Consider the following 15585-nt stretch of genomic DNA (forward strand, 5'->3'; position numbering starts at 1 on the left):
CGTACATACCTCTGCACTACAGCCCGTACGCCGACATCACCCGCCGTAAGCGCCGCAGCCTGACCAAGGCCGACACCAAGGCGGCCCCGTCGCCGGACCTGGTCGGGAGGGACTTCACCGCCGCCGAGCCCGGCACGAAACTGGTCTCGGACATCACATATCTGCCCACACTCGCCGGCTGGTGGTATCTGGCGACGGTCATCGATCTGGCGACCCGCGAGGTGATCGGGTACGCGATGGCCGACCACCATCGCGCCGAACTTGTTGTCGGCGCCCTGAAGATGGCCGCCGGCCGCGGCGCCCTGAGGGAGGACTGCATCGCACACTCGGATCGCGGATCGGAGTACACGTCGAGTGAATACCGCAAGCTGATACGGGAGTTGAAGCTGAGCCAGAGCATGGGACGAACCGGGTCATGTTACGATAACGCCGCGGCTGAAAGCTTTTTCGGTTTGCTGAAAGCGGAGATCGGGACCACCGTCTGGGAGTCCCACGAGGCTGCTCGCGCGGACGTCTTCCGCTTTATCGAGGTCGAATACAACCGAACCCGTCTGCGCAAGCATCCGGTCTACGGCTACGTCACCCCGATCGAGACCAGGGCCCTGGCGGCCCAAGATCTCACCCACGCAGCGTAAACATTCGCTGTCCATGATCGTGGGGGAACTTCACCCCAACCGAAACGGCGAGGCTAGGACTACCGGGCCAAGTCACACTGTCGCCGCCTTGCAGGTAGCTGAAGTCGACCAAGCGGGCGCGGGTCCGGCCTCGACGTTGAACTCGTGGCCAGACCGGCGCCCGGGTTGGGGTGCGACGGTTTTGTGAGTGGGATGACCCGAACGGTTTCGGGACGCGGTGGACTGATGGCCGCGGCCCACGCCCTTAGGCTTCCTCGCCCTGCGAAGGAGATGGTTATTCCACTGAGGAAGGGGTCATGGGCGGCCGCCACCGTGAATGGCGGCGTTCAGCGGAAAAACTTCATATTTCCGTCGCTGCCGCTGTGGTCAGAAGTCGAACTCCGTGAAACCGCCGTAGTCGTTGAAGTACCTGGTGGCTACCGCCAGCCAGTGTCCGTTGACATATCTGTAGCCCACGGCTTCGTCGTTGGTACGCCCGGACAGCGAGGCAGACCAGCACGTTCCGGGCGCGATAACGGTCGAGGACCACCCACTTCGGTAGGGGAACTGGACGAATTCCTGATAGCCCGTGTGGTTGCAGGACCGGAAGTTGATGGTGCTGGCGTGAGCTGCGGGTGCCGGTATCAGCACAGCTGCGAGTAGGCCTGCGGCTGTGACGCCGAGCGTGGATTTGATGTGCGTAAGCACGGTCTTCAGTTCCTTCCGTGTGGGAGAAGTTCCGACGTAAGACGGTCGGTCACTTGTATAGACGCATGACATTGACTGCAGTTCATGCCACTTTTAAGCGACGTGCAAACGGGGAACTTCAGGTCGGCAAGTACGTGATGTCGCCGACCAGCTTCCGGCCCGGCTCGTCGGCGGTGAAGTCGTGTCCGATCAGGTCCGGGGACGAAGCGGCCTTGGTGCCGGCCTTGGTCAGGTTGCGGCGCTTGCGGCGGGTGATCCCGGGGATGTCGTGCTCGCGAATCAGCCGCTCGACCCTCTTCCGGGTGATCCGGCGTCCCCGGTGGCCCAGGGCCGCGTTGATCCTCGGGGCGCCGTAGGCGCGGCGGGACTCCTCGTGGATCTGCCGGATCTCGGCCACCGGTTCGTCCTCCTCGCGCGCTGTGACGGCAGCGGCCGGACGGGCGGCGAGGTAGGCGTAGTAGCCGGAGCGGGAGAGCTTCAGGGCCCGGCACAGCAGCGAGATGCTGTAGCCGTCCGGACGGTCGAGGCCGGCCTTCTCCACGTCGACGAACGCGTAGCGCGCGGCTACGTCTACTTCGTCTTGTGGTTCGCGAAGAAGGCGGTCGCTTTCCCCAGCACCTCGATCGTCCGTTCCATCTCGCGGACCTTGCGGCGCAGGCGCACCAGTTCCTCGCGCTCGGCCGTGGTCAGCGCGCCCGCAGGCCCCTGGCCGCGGTCGGTCTTGTCCTGGTTGACCCAGTTCCACAGTCCCTCGGGGCTGACACCGATCTCCCGGGCGACCTCGGTGACCGTCTTGCCCGACGAGGACACCAGGGCCACCGCGTCGCGCTTGAACTCGGGCGCGTACCGCTTGCTCGTATTGCTCTTCTTGCTCACTACCTGGAACTGCTTTCTCCGGGACTGTCCGTCCCAGTATCAGGTTGTCCTGGCAGCGGGGGGAACTTCAGGTGCGGTTGTACTCGACTTCGATGAAGCGGAAGACGTCGGCTCGGGCTGCCTGACGGGTGTCCCAGACGCTGGTGCCGATCTCCGCTTTGAGCAGGCCGAAGAAACTCTCAGCTGCAGCGTTATCATAGCATATGCCGGTTCTGCCCATGCTCTGTCGCAGTTCCAACTTCCTTGCCTGTTCTCGGAATTCGCTGCTCGTGTATTCGCTTCCGCGGTCGGTGTGCATGATGCAGCCGGGCTGGAGATCGCCGCGGCCGGCGGCCATTTTCAGGGCGTCGGTGACCAGTTCGGCGCGGTGGTGGTCGGCCATCGCGTAGCCGATGACTTCGCGGGTGGCCAGGTCGATGACCGTGGCCAGATACCACCAGCCCTCGATCGTCGGCAGGTACGTGATGTCCCCGACGAGTTTCGTTCCGGTCCGAGCGGCGGTGAAGTCCCGGCCGACCAGGTCCGGAGCCGGAGCGGCCTTCCCGTCCTGAACCGTCAAGTGGCGCCGCTTGCGACGGATGATGCCGTGGATGTCGCGCTCGCGCATGATCCGCTCGACCTTCTTCCGGTTGATCGCACGGCCGCCTCGCTTCAGCGCGGCGTGCACCCGCGGGGCACCGTAGGCGCCCCGCGAGCCGGCATGGATCTCCCGGATCTCCCCGGCCAGCTCGTCCTCCGCCTCCTGCCGGATCCGAGCGGCAGGCCGGGCGGCCAGCCACGCGTAGTAGGTGGAACGGTTGATGCCCATGACACGGCACAGCAGCGCGACGCTGTAGCCGTCGGGGTTGTCCCCGGCGGCCTTCTCCGCGTCGATGAAACGGCAGGCTTCGCCTACTTCATCGACTCCGTGGCGAAGAAGGCCGCGGCTTTTTTCAAGATCTCGATGGTCTGCTGCTGTTCGCGGCTCTGCCGCCGCAACCGGGCGAGCTCGTCCTTCTCCAAGCTGGTCAGGGCACCCGCCGGCCCCTGGCCACGGTCGGTACTGTCCTGCTTGACCCAGCCTCGCAGCCCCTCGGGGCTCACGCCCAGCTCCCGGGCGATCTCGGTGACGTTCCGATGCGGCGAGGATCGCACGAGAGCGACCGCATCCCGCTTGAACTCCGCCGTGTACCGCTTGCTCATGTTGCTCTTGCCACTCACTACCTGGACTGCTTCCTCCGGGACCAACCGTCCCAGTATCAGGCTGTCCACTTCAGTGGGGGAACTTCACTGTCGGTGATGTTGCCAACGTGCGTCACTGGTATGACTCGGAGCGGAGGTTCAGGCTTGACCTACGTCCCTCTTCGGGCCATGTGTTCGAGCGGAGCGGGCAGCAAGTGGGCGCAAGCGGGTCTCGATCGGGCACTGTCTCTCGCTCTGTAACTCGGCAATCTGGTGTCTGACCAGCAGATATACGCGAGTTTGAACGGGCTTGATCGGGCGCGAAAGCCATCAAAACTTGTCTGTTCCTGCGACTCTCCACCTTGTACAAACAATCCACAGGCCCGAACGGGCAATGTTTCCGAGGCGATAAAGGGAGTGTGAAGTGGATACCGATGGGCGTCGACGACGGGTCCTCAAGCTCGCCCGGAGTGCGGGTGGCGTTGAAGTCGCCGCATTAGCCCAGGACTTGATGGTTGCTCAGGAGACGATCCGCCGAGATCTTCGCGCGCTGGAGGAACAAGGGCTGGTCCGCCGCACGCACGGTGGGGCCCACGCGGTGGAGAGCTCCGGCTTCGAGACGAATCTGTCCAGCCGCACCACCAACTACGTTCCACAGAAGAACCGTATCGCTGCGGCCGCCGCCGAGTTGCTGGGGGAAGCGGAGACGGTGTTCATCGACGAGGGGTATACCCCGCACCTGATTGCCTCGGCGCTGCCCCGGGACCGGGCCCTGACCGTGGTGACCGCTTCTTTGAGCGTGTCCCACACTCTGGCCGACGCGGAGAAGATCACTGTCCTGCTGCTTGGCGGCCGCGTGCGCAATGCCACCCTGGCCACCGTCGACCACTGGGCCTCGCGAATGCTGGCGGAGCTGGTCATCGACCTCGCCTATATCGGGGCCAACGGCATCTCCCGCGAGCACGGCCTCACTACCCCCGATCCGGCGGTGAGCGAGGTCAAGGCGCAGGCGGTACGGGGATCCAGGCGCCGGGTCTTCGCCGGAGTGCACACCAAATTCGGCGCCGTCACTTTCTGCCGCTTCGCCGACGTCCGGGACGTCGAGTCCATCGTGACCGACACCGGACTGTCGGCAGCCGAGGCCCAGCGGTACTCCCTGCTGGGCCCAAACGTCATCCGGGCGTGAATCCACGCTCCTTGACGCCATCAGATCCTTCAACTCGCAGTCTCACCCCCTAGGAGATGTCATGTCCGAGAGCTCGGCAACCGTGCCTGTACTCCGTTCCAGAACAGTGGCAATCCGTCTCAGCGCAACAGCCGTCGCGGCCGCGCTGCTCGCCGCGTGCAGCGGGGCAGGTGGCAGCACTACCTCGGGCGGGGACGACACCCTGCGCGTCCTGATGGTGAACAACCCGCAGATGGTCGAGCTCCAGAAGCTGACCGCGGCCAACTTCACCAAGGACACCGGGATCAAGGTCGACTTCACGGTCCTTCCGGAGAACGACGTGCGCGACAAGATCAGTCAGGACTTCTCCAACCAGGCCGGCCAGTACGACGTCGCCACCATCAGCAACTACGAGGTTCCGATCTTCGCGAAGAACCAGTGGCTGCACCCGCTTGACGAGTACATCGCCAAGGATTCTTCCTTCGACCAGAAGGACATTCTCGAACCGCTGAGGAAGTCGCTCACGGCCAAGGACGGCAAGATCTACGGCGAGCCCTTCTACGGTGAGTCCTCGTTCCTGATGTACCGCAAGGACGTCTTCGCTGAGAAGAAGCTGACGATGCCTGAGCGCCCGACCTGGCAGGAGGTCGCTGACCTGGCTGCCAAGGCGGACGGAGCGACGGCGGGCATGAGGGGCATCTGTCTGCGCGGGCTGCCCGGCTGGGGCGAGGTCATCGCCCCGCTCACCACCGTTGTCAACACGATGGGCGGCACCTGGTTCACCAAGGGCTGGCAGGCCAAGCTCACCTCGCCCGAGTTCACCAAGGCGACCAAGTTCTACGTCGACCTGGTACGCAAGCACGGGGAGGCGGGCGCCGCGCAGTCCGGGTACGCGGAGTGCCTCAACAACCTCACTCAGGGCAAGACGGCCATGTGGTATGACGCCACAGCCGCGGCCGGCTCCCTGGAGGCCAAGGACTCCCCAGTGAAGGGCAAGATCGGTTACGTGCAGGCGCCGGTCGACAAGACCAGCAATTCCGGCTGGCTCTACACCTGGGCCTGGGGTATGCAAAAGGCGTCCAAGCACTCCGACGCGGCCTGGAAGTTCATCTCCTGGGCGTCGGGCAAGAAGTACGAGCAGCTTGTCGGCGAGAGCATCGGCTGGGCCAACGTCCCTGCGGGCAAGCGGACGTCGACGTACAAGAACGCCGACTACGTTCGGGAGTCAAAGGCATTCTCCGACGTAACGCTGAACGCGATCGGCGGGGCTGACCCGGAGAACCCGGGCACCCAGCCCCGTCCCACGCTCGGTGTCCAGTTCGTCGGCATCCCCGAGTTCACCGACCTCGGCACCAAGGTCTCCCAGGAGATCAGCGCTGCCATCGCCGGGCGCCAGTCCGTCGAAGCGGCTCTGAAGAAGTCGCAGGTGTTGGCGGAGAAGGTCGCGAAGGAGTACCGGAAGTGACCGTCTCCCTGAGCGCACGCCCCCGCGGGGGCGGCGCTCCACCCCGTAGCACACCCGCCGGGAGGAAGAGCGGACCGCGTGCTTGGGCGACCCGTGCCCCGCTGCTGCCCGCCCTGGTCTTCCTGATCGCGGTCACCCAGCTGCCGTTCGTGGCCACGCTGGTGATCTCGCTCTTCGACTGGAACTCGCTGGCTCCCGACGCCCGCCACTTCACCGGGTTTGGCAACTACACATCCGTCGCCACCGATCCCGCGCTGCGCGAGTCGGTCCTGACGACGGTCGTGCTCACTGCCTCGGTGGTCATCACCAGCGTCGTGCTGGGGCTGATGCTGGCACTGCTTCTGGACCGGACGTTCATGGGCAGGGGGTTCGTACGCACCCTGCTGATCGCGCCGTTCCTGATCGTGCCGGTCTCGGCCGCGCTGTTGTGGAAGCACGTGCTCTACAACCCGGAGTATGGGCTGCTCAACGGGGCCTGGACGTGGATAGCGGGCCTGTTCGGAGACGACAGTCCCGCCCAGCCCGACTGGATTTCCGGTATGCCGCTGATCGCCGTGGAGGCCTCGCTGGTGTGGCAGTGGACGCCGTTCATGATGCTGATCCTGCTCGCCGGACTGCAGAGCCAGCCGGCCGACATGATGGAGGCGGCCCGGCTTGACGGTGCGAGCACCTGGCAGATGTTCCGCTACCTGACCGTGCCTCATCTCCGGCGCTATCTCGAACTCGGGGTTCTGCTCGGCTCGATCTACATCGTGCAGAACTTCGACGCCGTCTTCACGATCACCGCGGGGGGCCTGGGCACCGCCAATCTCCCGTACACGATCTACCAGACCTTCTATCAGGCCCATGAGTACGGACTGGCCTCCGCTGCGGGGGTGCTGGTCGTGATCGGCACCATGGTGATTGCGACCTTCGCGCTGCGGGTGGTCTCGTCTCTGTTCAATGAGGAGGCGAAGCGGTAATGACCACCCGCACCGACGAAACGAACCCCACGATGGTGTGCATCGACCATGTACCGGACACCAGGAGCATCGTCTTCTTTCCACGCGCGGCCCGCAAGGCCAGGCGGCGTGGCACGGCGCTCGGCGTGCTGGCCTGGCTGGTCGGGATCGCATTCTGTCTTCCGGCGATGTGGATGCTGCTGACCTCGCTGCACTCCGAGCCGGACGCCGCGACGAACCCGCCGTCACTGACCGCACCGCTCACACTGGACAGCTACCGGAAGTTCTTCGGCGCCGCGGGCGGCGCAAGCCCCTGGCCGTCGCTGATCAACTCGACGTCGGCGAGCCTGGTCTCGACGCTCCTCGTGCTAGTCCTGGCGCTCCCGGCGGCGTACGCACTGTCGGTGCGTCCGGTCCGCAAGTGGACGGACGTGATGTTCTTCTTCCTGTCCACCAAGATGCTGCCGGTCGTGGCCGGGCTGCTGCCGGTGTATCTGTTCGCGAAGAACGCCGGGATGCTGGACAACATCTGGCTGCTGATCATCCTCTACACCTCGATGAATCTGCCGATCGCGGTGTGGATGATGCAGTCCTTCCTCGCCGACGTACCCGTCTCGATCATCGAGGCGGCCCAGGTCGACGGTGCCCGGCTACCGACCATCCTGGCTCGCATCGTCGCCCCGGTGGCCGGCCCCGGCATCGCCGCCACTGCCCTGATCTGCTTCATCTTCAGCTGGAACGAGATGCTCTTCGCCCGGGTGCTCACCAGCGTCACCGCCCAGACGGCGCCCGTGTTCCTGACCGGATTCGTCACCAGCCAGGGCCTTTTCCTCGCCCAGCTGTGCGCGGCTTCGGTTGTCGTGTCCCTGCCGGTTCTCGCCGCCGGTTTCGCCGCCCAGGACAAGCTTGTCCAGGGCCTCTCCCTTGGAGCCGTCAAATGAGAGCTGCACAGATCGAAGCTCCTGGCAAGGTCTCCGTCATCACCGTCCCCGACCCGACACCCGGGCCGCGCGACGTCGTCGTCGATGTCCACGCGTGTGGACTGTGCGGAACCGACCTGCACATTCTCCAGGGGGAGTTCGCACCCACGCTGCCGATCGTGCCGGGACACGAGTTCGCGGGCGAAGTCGTCGGCATCGGCTCCCAGGTCACCGAACTGGCCGTTGGCGACCGGGTCGCGGTCGACCCTTCCCTGTACTGCCACGAGTGCCGCTACTGCCGGGCGGGCCGCGACAACCTCTGCGAGCGCTGGGCCGCAATCGGTGTCACGGTCGCGGGCGGCGCCGCCGAGTTCGCCGTCGCACCGGTGGCGAACTGCGTCAAGTTGCCCGACCATGTCGACGCGCGCGACGCCGCGCTGATCGAGCCACTGTCCTGCGCGGTGCGCGGCTACGACGTCCTGAACAGCAGCACGCTGGGCGCCGAGGTGCTGATCTACGGCTCGGGAACCATGGGTCTGATGATGCTGGAGCTGGCCAAGCACACGGGCGTGGCGAGCGTCGACATCCTGGACGTGAACCCCGAACGACTCGCCACAGCACAGAAGCTGGGCGTCTCACGGTCCGCGGCCGCCGCGGACGAACTGGACCAGCCGCAGGGCTGGGACTTCGTAATCGACGCTACGGGCAACGCGGCGGCCATCCAGGACGGTCTCGGCCGGGTCGCGAAGGGGGGCACATTCCTGCAGTTCGGGGTCTCCGACTACGCGACGCGGGTGGTCATCGAGCCGTATCGGATCTACAACCAGGAGATCACGATCACCGGTTCGATGGCCGTCCTGCACAGTTTTGAGCGTGCGGCCGCGCTCTTCGCGACAGGCATCCTCGACCCGGAGGTCTTCATCAGCGACCGGCTGCCGCTGGAGCAGTACCCACAGGCCATCGACCGGTTCAAGGCGGGCCAGGGCCGCAAGATCGTGGTACAGCCATGAGCGACGCGAGGGCATCGCGCCCAGTACTGGTCATGGGGGAGGCACTCACCGACCTCGTCCCCGATCGCGACGGCCGTCTGCTCCCGCACCCCGGGGGCGCACCCGCCAACGTCGCCACAGGACTCGCCCGCCTCGGGGTGCATACCGCGTTCGCAGGGGCGCTGGGCGGCGACGCGTTCTCCCTGGCCCACGAGGACCGACTGGCCGCCGCCGGCGTCAACCTGGACCTCGCCGGACGCTCCGCCCGCCCCACGGCACTGGCCGTGGCGAGCCCAACACCGACCGGGATGAGCTACGACTTCCACCTCCACGACACCGCAACGTTCCGGCTGACACCCCAGGTCGAGGGGCTGGAACGCTTCCAGGCCGTATACGTCGGCGGTCTGGCGGCCGTCGTGCCCCCGGCCGCAGACGCGGTGGCCGAGACGGCCTGCGCGGCGGCCGATTCCACGCTGCTGGTCGTAGACCCCAATGTGCGCCAGGACCGCACCGTGGACCCGGGGGCGGGACTGTCCCGGCTACGGGACCTGTGCGCGCTGGCCCACGTGGTGAAGGCCAGCGACGAGGACATACAGACGCTGTGGCCGGAGAGTATGCCGGATGCCAGATGCCGGAGGCTGGCAGACGAAGGCCGCCTTGTCGTCCTGACCCGAGGGATGCATGGCAGCACCGCCTTCCTGCCGTCGGGCGTCCAGATCTCTGTGCCCGCAGTGCCGGTGACGGTGGTCAACACGATCGGCGCGGGAGATGCGTTCATGGCAGGGCTGCTCGCCGGGCTTGCCGCACGCACAGTCGTGGCAAGCGGACAGTCAGTCGACATCACAGCCGCCCAGGCTCGTGACCTGCTGGAGGAAGGAGCGCGAGCGGCAGCGTTGGTGTGCGCGCAGACGGGGTCCGACGCTTCGTTCCGCGCCCTCGGCGCGAGACCCGGTTAGGACACTGATCCGGGCGAATCGTGGACCGCCTCCCGGACCGGTCACAAAATCGCCGCGCAATCGCGTAATGACGTGGACGACGTTCCTGGGTCGGAGCGTGCAGAACCACACGTCGTCCCACGTCGAGCTCACGGCCGTCCCCTGGAGGCGCTTCAAGGGCGAAGCAGGGCGGACGGACTCCGCGATCCGCGCCCAGACCGGACACCCACCCGGCCGCCTTCGCCCGCTCTACGGTCCGTCAATCAGTCAGGTGCTGCAGCGTGCCCGACACCGTGGGTAAGAAGCTCCGCTTCTGGACGGTCGCCCCGCAGGACTGGGTCCCGCCCGGCACGTGAGTGATCTTGCGCCGGGTACTCGAAAACGTGCACCCCGACTCCGTGATCCTCCTGCATGACAACGGCGGGACCAGAAACCGGGCAGTACCGCACTGTCGAAGATCCTCACCACTCTCCAGGCGCGTGGAGGCAGTTCCACCGCAAGGAGCCGCTGACCAGTCAGATTGCGAACTGGTCGTGCTGAACCCATTGACTCACATATTCGTAGAAAGCACTGATCCCAACAGAATGCGATTCATGGTCATGAGTGATGATCTGGTGCAGGAGCGTCTGTCTGAGGGCGCGGAACTGACAACCGACTCCGTTCACGAGCGTGCCGAGCGTCAACTGGAGGAAGGTCTCGAATGCCTTCGGCAGGCGGTGCGACGGGCACAGGACGCTTTAAGAAGGACAGAGGCAGGTCAGGCAGGGAGTGGTCGGCCCCAGGGCCCTTGAGTTCTCCGGGCTCGTCCGGTTTTGATCACGGGATGCCGTGGAGAGTGAGGATACTTGCGGCCCCGTATAAGCCCGTCGGGCGCTGGCCATGTTGGCCCGGCCTGAGGGTTGTGAACTGCACAGCGATGGTCCTCAACGACGACGTGCTCAGCTATCTCGAGCTGGACCGGCGCTCCGACACGATCGCCGAACATCTCGCCCAACTGGGTGCAGGACCAGAGACCGTCGTGGGCCTGTGCGACCAGCCCCACCCGGACTGGCTGGCCGCCCTGCTGTGGATCCTCAAGGCTGGTGCGGCCCTCCTGCCCCTGGACCCGACCTACCCCGCAGGTCGTGTACAGACCATGCTGGCGGACGCGTCCGTAGAGACAGTGTGTGTGACAGGGCCGCCGCCGCGGAACCTGGCTGACTTCGCGGGACATCTGCTCGACTGCACGCAGCCGCTGCCGCCCGAGCACAACCGTGCCTGCTGACCGGTCCGGTCAGAAAGCCGCCCGGATCTCGCCCACCTCCGCGCTGCCGCCCAGCAGCGGCGCCCGGCCGATCCGGTCCAGCACCGGTGCATCGACGCCGAGCAGCTCCAGCGCCCTGGCCAGCACCGGGCCGAGCGCCCGGCCCCCACCGTCGGTGATCTTGAAAGCCAGCGCCCGGACGTTCGGCAGCGCCGCCGCCGGGACCGCCTCCGCGCCCATCTTGAAGAGCGTGCCGGGCACCTCCCGCATCAGCCAGGTGTCGGGGCGCCGGGTGCCCGCGACGTACTCGGGGTGGGCACGCATCGCGTCCGCCACCCGGCGCTCCGCGGTGCCCTCCTTCGCTCGCACGAACGAGCGGAACGCCCGCGCCAGACCCACCAGGCTGATCGCCATCAGCGGCGCCCCGCAGCCGTCCGTACCGACCGCCGCGACGGGTTCGCCCGCCGCCTCTTCGACCACCTGGTGGACCACCTGCTGGAGCGGGTGCGCCGGGTCCAGATAGGTCGCTCGGTCCCAGCCGTTGAGTGCGCACACCGCGAGCATGGCGGCGTGCTTGCCGGAGCAGTTCATGGTGATCCGCTCACGGACCTGGCCTGCGGCTAGATACGTCTCCGCCTCCGCCGGGGCCAGCGGCAGATCGGGCGGGGTCTGCAGATCCTCGGGCGTCAGTCCGTAGTCGGCGAGCATCTTGCGTACGAGGTCGAGGTGGAACCCCTCGCCCGAGTGGCTCGCGGCGGCCAGCGCCAGCCGCTCCCCGGAGAGGTCGAGCCCGGCCCGCAGCACGGCGGCGGCCTGCATCGGCTTGTTCGAGGAGCGGGGGAAGACCGGCCGTCCGGGGTCTCCGAGGGTCCGCTCCACACTGCCGTCCGCTGCCAGCACGACCACGGAGCCCCGGTGGTGGCCCTCCACGAGGCCGGAACGTACGACCTCGGCCAGAATGGGAAGAGCGGGGCCGGCGGGCAGCGCGGGGTCGCCGGGGATATGAGAGGTGTGGAGGTCATGGGGGGCGGCCTGCCGGGCGGGGCGAGTGACCCGCCCCGCCCGGCAGGATCGCTTCAGGCGAGCAGGTCGTCTACTTGTGCTTCCCCATCACGGTACCTGCGGGCGATCTCGGCACTGCAATCGTCAGCGGCCTGAACGGCCATCTCGGTGAACCGGTCGGCACGGGCGACCCTGCGGGTACGCAGCCAGATCTCCAGCCGTGCGGCACCGATCCGGCACAGGGCGGTTGGCATCAGGTAGCCCGTCAGCACGACGAGCGAGCCAGTGTTGTTGAGGCCGAACACGTTCCAAACTCGGGAAGATGCCAGTCAGTTGAGCGGAGAGACGGTTGATGGCGGAACTTCGCTCTTGGAGTGAACCTGCGTGTCCGCGCCGCCGTTGAGTAGATGCCGGAACAGTCATTCCCCGGACACCGGCACCCATTAGCCCGGCGGCTCGACACATTCGGCCGTCGGGCTGACCCACATCCGGCTTGCCGTGGCGGACTCCCCGGGAGCTCAAGCGTCCGCCGCTTGTGTACCGTTCCTGGGCAGTGAGCGGGAGTGAGTCCTGGCTTACGGGCACGCCCCGAACGGTCTTGTGCGCACTGGTCCCCCGCTTTCGCGTCCCGGTCGGCGACACATATCCCGTATGCGGCCCAATCCCAGGCGGGCCGAATCCCCCACGACCTGGCCCCTATGGGTGTTGCCAGAGGAGACGGGCAGGCCTCGAACCATCTCGCTGGTGACGCGGAGGCCCCGACTGCTGACACCACACCCGACCTCCCGGATCACTGCGGATCTTCGTTTTCTGGCAGGCATCGACGAACGCCTTCGAGGTTTACTCGCGCCGTGATCGCTGTGGGAAATGACACTGTCGACACGGCCGCCGGGTCCGGACGGCTGCGGCCAAGGCGTCGGTGACCAGCTCGTGCGCATGTGGCCGACGATGGGCCAACCCAGCAGACGCCGCGAGTTAATGTCGATCACCATCGCCGAGTACAAGAACTACTCGTCAGCCCGGAAGCCGACAGCGGCTGGACGACCAGCACCGATGGCATCCGCGAAACCGGCACGAACAGTAACAGCGCATGCCGTGAAGAATCTGGTCGAACGGCTGCTCTTGCTTGTACAAACTACGCACGGGTCCGGACGGACACGGGCCCGTAACAAGATCGCACCTCAAGCAGGGGAGTGTGCCGTGGATACCGATGAACGCCGACGGGGAATCCTCGAGATGGCCCGACGGAACGGGACCGTCGACGTCAACCATCTGGCTGACCTGTTCAAGGTGGCCAAGGAGACCATCAGGCGGGACCTGCGCGCGATCGAGGAACACGGTCTGGTCCGGCGGACGCACGGCGGGGCGTACCCCGTGGAGAGCGCCGGCTTCGAGACCACGCTCGCGACGCGGACCACCCGCTATGTGCCTCAGAAGTCGCGGATTGCTGCAGCGGCCGCAGATCTTCTCGGTGACGCGGAGACGGTCTTCGTCGACGAGGGGTTCACCCCACAGCTCATCGCCGAAGCTCTCCCGCGGGACCGGCCCCTGACCGTGGTCACCGCGTCCCTGGTGGTGGCGACCACCCTCGCGGATGCGGAGAAGATCGTCGTGCTTCTGCTCGGGGGGCGTGTCCGTGGCGGTACCCTGGCCACGGTCGACCACTGGGCCCCCCGCATGCTCGCGGACTTCGTCATCGATCTGGCGTATGTCGGTGCGAACGGTATCTCCCGCGAGTACGGGCTGACCACGCCCGACCCAGCAGTCGGCGATGTCAAGGCGCAGGCCATGCGCAGCGCACGCCGCCGGGTGTTCGCCGGTGTACATACGAAGTTCGGCGCGGTGAGCTTCTGTCGTTTCGCCGACGTCCGTGACTTCGAGGCCATCGTCACCGACGTCGGACTCCCTTCGACCGAGGCCCAGCGATACTCCCTCCTCGGCCCGCAGGTCATCCGCATCTGAGCAACTCCGTACGCCCTCTGTCCGCGCCAGGACGGCCAGGGGCACGGTCACCATCCCTGATCTTCGCAGGGATGGTGCGGACAGCGTCGACCGGTAGTTTCGGGTACCAACTCCCGCAGACGACCATGCCGTGATCCGCGAAAGAATGGTTGGCCCCGCGCCGGTGCGAAGTACCGCAGGGCCAACCCGAACGCTACGTCCTGTCAGGAAGCACCCGCACCGACCGTACGGGCACGGCGCCCTGACCGCTCGTCGGCGATGCCCAGCTGGCCTACTTTCCGGCATACAAGAGGACGTGCGGAACGCCGTATGCTCGGCCCTCGCCCACCGGGGCGGCCGGGGCGACGGCTGCCACCAGCTAAGCCACTCCCCCACCGTCACCCAGGAACACGTGTCGACCGAGTGCGGCCCCGCGCACGCTGGTCCGCGAAGAAGTTGCGGCTGGGCACTACTCAACACCGAACAGCAACGACGACTGGATGAACTCGGCGTGAAACCCGGTGCACGGCCCCAGAAGGCTTCGGCGCGAGCCAGTGCGAGGACAGGGACACGACAGGGCGCAGCACGCGGTACAGAAGCCCTCCACCGGGGCGTAGGAGCGTGGCCGCTGGTACCTCACCGCGTCCTGGCAACGCCCCGTCATCCGGACCATCCCCTGGAGACCGCCCACGCCCGGAGCATGACCGGCGTCGATACCAACGCCGACCACTTCACCGCCTACCGGCTCGACCGGCACGGCAACCCCATCGGTGACCCGCACCGCTTCCCCTACGACCTGCCCGATACGGCTGGTCACCGCGACGTGCAGATCCGCCACACCCTCACCCAGCTGATCAACTGGGCGGGGATGTTGGTGTGACTGCGATCGGGATTGAAAGCCTCAATTTCACCACCGATAAGACCCGCGAGAATCGCGGCCGCCAGAAGCGATTCCGGCACCTCACTCCGGTATGCCCGCCCGGCAAGCTCAAGGCCCGGCAGGTCTCCATGGCCGCCGAACACGGCCTGAGCATTGTCGAGGTCGACCCCGTCTACACCAGCATGTCGGGTGCCCAACCTGGCAGAAACCGCTGGCCACCCCACGGCGAAAGATGTCCCGTCACGATGCCGCGGGTATCGCGATCGGACGACACACCCTCGGACACCCGATCCGGGATGGGGTATCCCCTGCTCAAACGGAGTTGAGAGCTTGGGGAAGGACGGCACCGCCCCACACGACCAGAGCGATCGCGCGGGGCATCGGAGCGCCCGGGCCGGACCAGGCGCCCGCGGGTGTGAGGGAACCCGATCGCCCGCAACGGACCGGCCCCCTGGAAGGCCGTCGCCGAGCGGGATGCGAAAGGTGGAACCCAGTGCATCCATTCGGGATGCACCCAGTACGCAACAGCGGACCCAAGACTCACTTACGCACGCTGGTTGGGAACGGTTCCACCGATCTGACGTACGTTCCTAGCTTCGCTCCGAGGGCGGTCGTACGTCAGGTGGCCGATGTTTCCGAGGAAGTGTCTGAGCAGAGTGTTCCTTGCCAGCAGACAGGGCGGCGGACCGCCCCGTCAAAAAGGGGATCACTATGACAACCGCGCTCCTCACCCGCCGCAAGGCCA

Annotated in this window: 17 protein-coding genes and 2 pseudogenes; 12 read left to right on the forward strand and 7 right to left on the reverse strand. The window is 66.4% G+C overall.

Going from position 1 to position 15585, the window contains the following annotated elements; genetic code table 11:
• Positions 1 to 35 precede the first annotated feature (35 nt).
• Positions 36 to 635 (forward strand): IS3 family transposase, encoded by a 600-nt coding sequence (locus OG395_RS56765; protein WP_327250161.1) that lies wholly within the window; start codon positions 36 to 38, stop codon positions 633 to 635.
• A 366-nt stretch (positions 636 to 1001) separates the two neighbouring features.
• On the opposite strand, the gene OG395_RS56770 is transcribed toward OG395_RS56765, so the two are convergent.
• The 5 genes and pseudogenes from OG395_RS56770 to OG395_RS56790 all read right to left on the reverse strand — a co-directional run bounded on the left by OG395_RS56770 (position 1002) and on the right by OG395_RS56790 (position 3398).
• A complete protein-coding gene (locus OG395_RS56770) occupies positions 1002 to 1322 on the reverse strand; it encodes a hypothetical protein (protein ID WP_327250004.1) in 321 nt (106 codons plus the stop codon).
• 118 nt (positions 1323 to 1440) lie between these two features.
• Positions 1441 to 1863: an IS3 family transposase gene (locus OG395_RS56775; RefSeq protein ID WP_327250005.1), complete on the reverse strand. Its 423-nt coding sequence runs from the start codon at positions 1861 to 1863 to the stop codon at positions 1441 to 1443.
• A gap of 29 nt (positions 1864 to 1892) precedes the next feature.
• On the reverse strand, positions 1893 to 2198 hold the full coding sequence (locus OG395_RS56780; protein ID WP_327250006.1) for a transposase: 306 nt from the start codon (positions 2196 to 2198) through the stop codon (positions 1893 to 1895).
• A 67-nt stretch (positions 2199 to 2265) separates the two neighbouring features.
• A pseudogene (locus tag OG395_RS56785) lies at positions 2266 to 3075 on the reverse strand (IS3 family transposase); the annotation flags it as partial.
• A gap of 14 nt (positions 3076 to 3089) precedes the next feature.
• Positions 3090 to 3398: a transposase gene (locus OG395_RS56790; protein ID WP_327250007.1), complete on the reverse strand. Its 309-nt coding sequence runs from the start codon at positions 3396 to 3398 to the stop codon at positions 3090 to 3092.
• Positions 3399 to 3783: 385 nt separating this feature from the next.
• Here OG395_RS56790 and OG395_RS56795 point away from each other — a divergent pair, with 385 nt between their 5' ends.
• The 8 genes from OG395_RS56795 to OG395_RS56825 all read left to right on the forward strand — a co-directional run bounded on the left by OG395_RS56795 (position 3784) and on the right by OG395_RS56825 (position 11038).
• Positions 3784 to 4545: a DeoR/GlpR family DNA-binding transcription regulator gene (locus OG395_RS56795; RefSeq protein WP_327250008.1), complete on the forward strand. Its 762-nt coding sequence runs from the start codon at positions 3784 to 3786 to the stop codon at positions 4543 to 4545.
• 61 nt (positions 4546 to 4606) lie between these two features.
• Entirely contained in the window at positions 4607 to 5989 is a 1383-nt protein-coding gene (locus OG395_RS56800) for an ABC transporter substrate-binding protein (RefSeq protein WP_327250009.1), read from the forward strand.
• Positions 5986 to 6951 carry a carbohydrate ABC transporter permease gene (locus tag OG395_RS56805; RefSeq protein WP_442818824.1) on the forward strand — a complete coding sequence of 322 codons (966 nt, stop codon included), beginning with the start codon at positions 5986 to 5988 and terminating at the stop codon, positions 6949 to 6951. Before OG395_RS56800 ends, OG395_RS56805 begins: the two co-directional genes overlap by 4 nt.
• 32 nt (positions 6952 to 6983) lie before the next feature.
• The gene (locus OG395_RS56810) at positions 6984 to 7871 is read left to right on the forward strand and encodes a carbohydrate ABC transporter permease (protein WP_327250163.1); all 888 of its coding nucleotides are present in this window, start codon (positions 6984 to 6986) and stop codon (positions 7869 to 7871) included.
• Complete coding sequence (locus OG395_RS56815) at positions 7868 to 8860, forward strand: zinc-dependent alcohol dehydrogenase family protein (RefSeq protein ID WP_327250010.1); 993 nt, start codon at positions 7868 to 7870, stop codon at positions 8858 to 8860. Before OG395_RS56810 ends, OG395_RS56815 begins: the two co-directional genes overlap by 4 nt.
• Positions 8857 to 9795 (forward strand): PfkB family carbohydrate kinase, encoded by a 939-nt coding sequence (locus OG395_RS56820; protein WP_327250011.1) that lies wholly within the window; start codon positions 8857 to 8859, stop codon positions 9793 to 9795. Before OG395_RS56815 ends, OG395_RS56820 begins: the two co-directional genes overlap by 4 nt.
• 67 nt (positions 9796 to 9862) lie before the next feature.
• Entirely contained in the window at positions 9863 to 10075 is a 213-nt protein-coding gene (locus OG395_RS59015) for a polysaccharide deacetylase family protein (RefSeq protein WP_442818825.1), read from the forward strand.
• 600 nt (positions 10076 to 10675) lie between these two features.
• The gene (locus tag OG395_RS56825) at positions 10676 to 11038 is read left to right on the forward strand and encodes an AMP-binding protein (RefSeq protein ID WP_327250012.1); all 363 of its coding nucleotides are present in this window, start codon (positions 10676 to 10678) and stop codon (positions 11036 to 11038) included.
• Positions 11039 to 11047: 9 nt separating this feature from the next.
• On the opposite strand, the gene OG395_RS56830 is transcribed toward OG395_RS56825, so the two are convergent.
• Together OG395_RS56830 and OG395_RS56835 are read right to left on the reverse strand one after the other, a co-directional pair.
• On the reverse strand, positions 11048 to 12019 hold the full coding sequence (locus OG395_RS56830; protein ID WP_327250164.1) for an asparaginase: 972 nt from the start codon (positions 12017 to 12019) through the stop codon (positions 11048 to 11050).
• A gap of 74 nt (positions 12020 to 12093) precedes the next feature.
• A pseudogene (locus OG395_RS56835) lies at positions 12094 to 12174 on the reverse strand (ABC transporter substrate-binding protein); the annotation flags it as partial.
• 1045 nt (positions 12175 to 13219) lie between these two features.
• Here OG395_RS56835 and OG395_RS56840 point away from each other — a divergent pair.
• The 3 genes from OG395_RS56840 to OG395_RS59025 all read left to right on the forward strand — a co-directional run bounded on the left by OG395_RS56840 (position 13220) and on the right by OG395_RS59025 (position 15166).
• On the forward strand, positions 13220 to 13981 hold the full coding sequence (locus OG395_RS56840; protein WP_327250013.1) for a DeoR/GlpR family DNA-binding transcription regulator: 762 nt from the start codon (positions 13220 to 13222) through the stop codon (positions 13979 to 13981).
• 679 nt (positions 13982 to 14660) lie between these two features.
• The gene (locus OG395_RS59020; RefSeq protein ID WP_442818826.1) at positions 14661 to 14840 is read left to right on the forward strand and encodes a hypothetical protein; all 180 of its coding nucleotides are present in this window, start codon (positions 14661 to 14663) and stop codon (positions 14838 to 14840) included.
• Positions 14837 to 15166 carry a hypothetical protein gene (locus tag OG395_RS59025; RefSeq protein WP_442818827.1) on the forward strand — a complete coding sequence of 110 codons (330 nt, stop codon included), beginning with the start codon at positions 14837 to 14839 and terminating at the stop codon, positions 15164 to 15166. Before OG395_RS59020 ends, OG395_RS59025 begins: the two co-directional genes overlap by 4 nt.
• Positions 15167 to 15585 lie beyond the last annotated feature (419 nt).

This window comes from Streptomyces sp. NBC_01320 (genome assembly GCF_035974375.1).
Classification (GTDB): Bacteria; Actinomycetota; Actinomycetes; order Streptomycetales; family Streptomycetaceae; genus Streptomyces; species Streptomyces yanii.

Bases quoted from the DNA above. Each gene is read 5' to 3' on its own strand.
- OG395_RS59020 (WP_442818826.1), top strand. From the start codon at position 14,661: ATGACCGGCGTCGATACCAACGCCGACCACTTCACCGCCTACCGGCTC.
- OG395_RS56820 (WP_327250011.1), top strand. From the start codon at position 8,857: ATGAGCGACGCGAGGGCATCGCGCCCAGTACTGGTCATGGGGGAGGCA.
- OG395_RS56800 (WP_327250009.1), top strand. From the start codon at position 4,607: ATGTCCGAGAGCTCGGCAACCGTGCCTGTACTCCGTTCCAGAACAGTG.
- OG395_RS59015 (WP_442818825.1), top strand. From the start codon at position 9,863: ATGACGTGGACGACGTTCCTGGGTCGGAGCGTGCAGAACCACACGTCG.
- OG395_RS56815 (WP_327250010.1), top strand. From the start codon at position 7,868: ATGAGAGCTGCACAGATCGAAGCTCCTGGCAAGGTCTCCGTCATCACC.
- OG395_RS56810 (WP_327250163.1), top strand. From the start codon at position 6,984: ATGGTGTGCATCGACCATGTACCGGACACCAGGAGCATCGTCTTCTTT.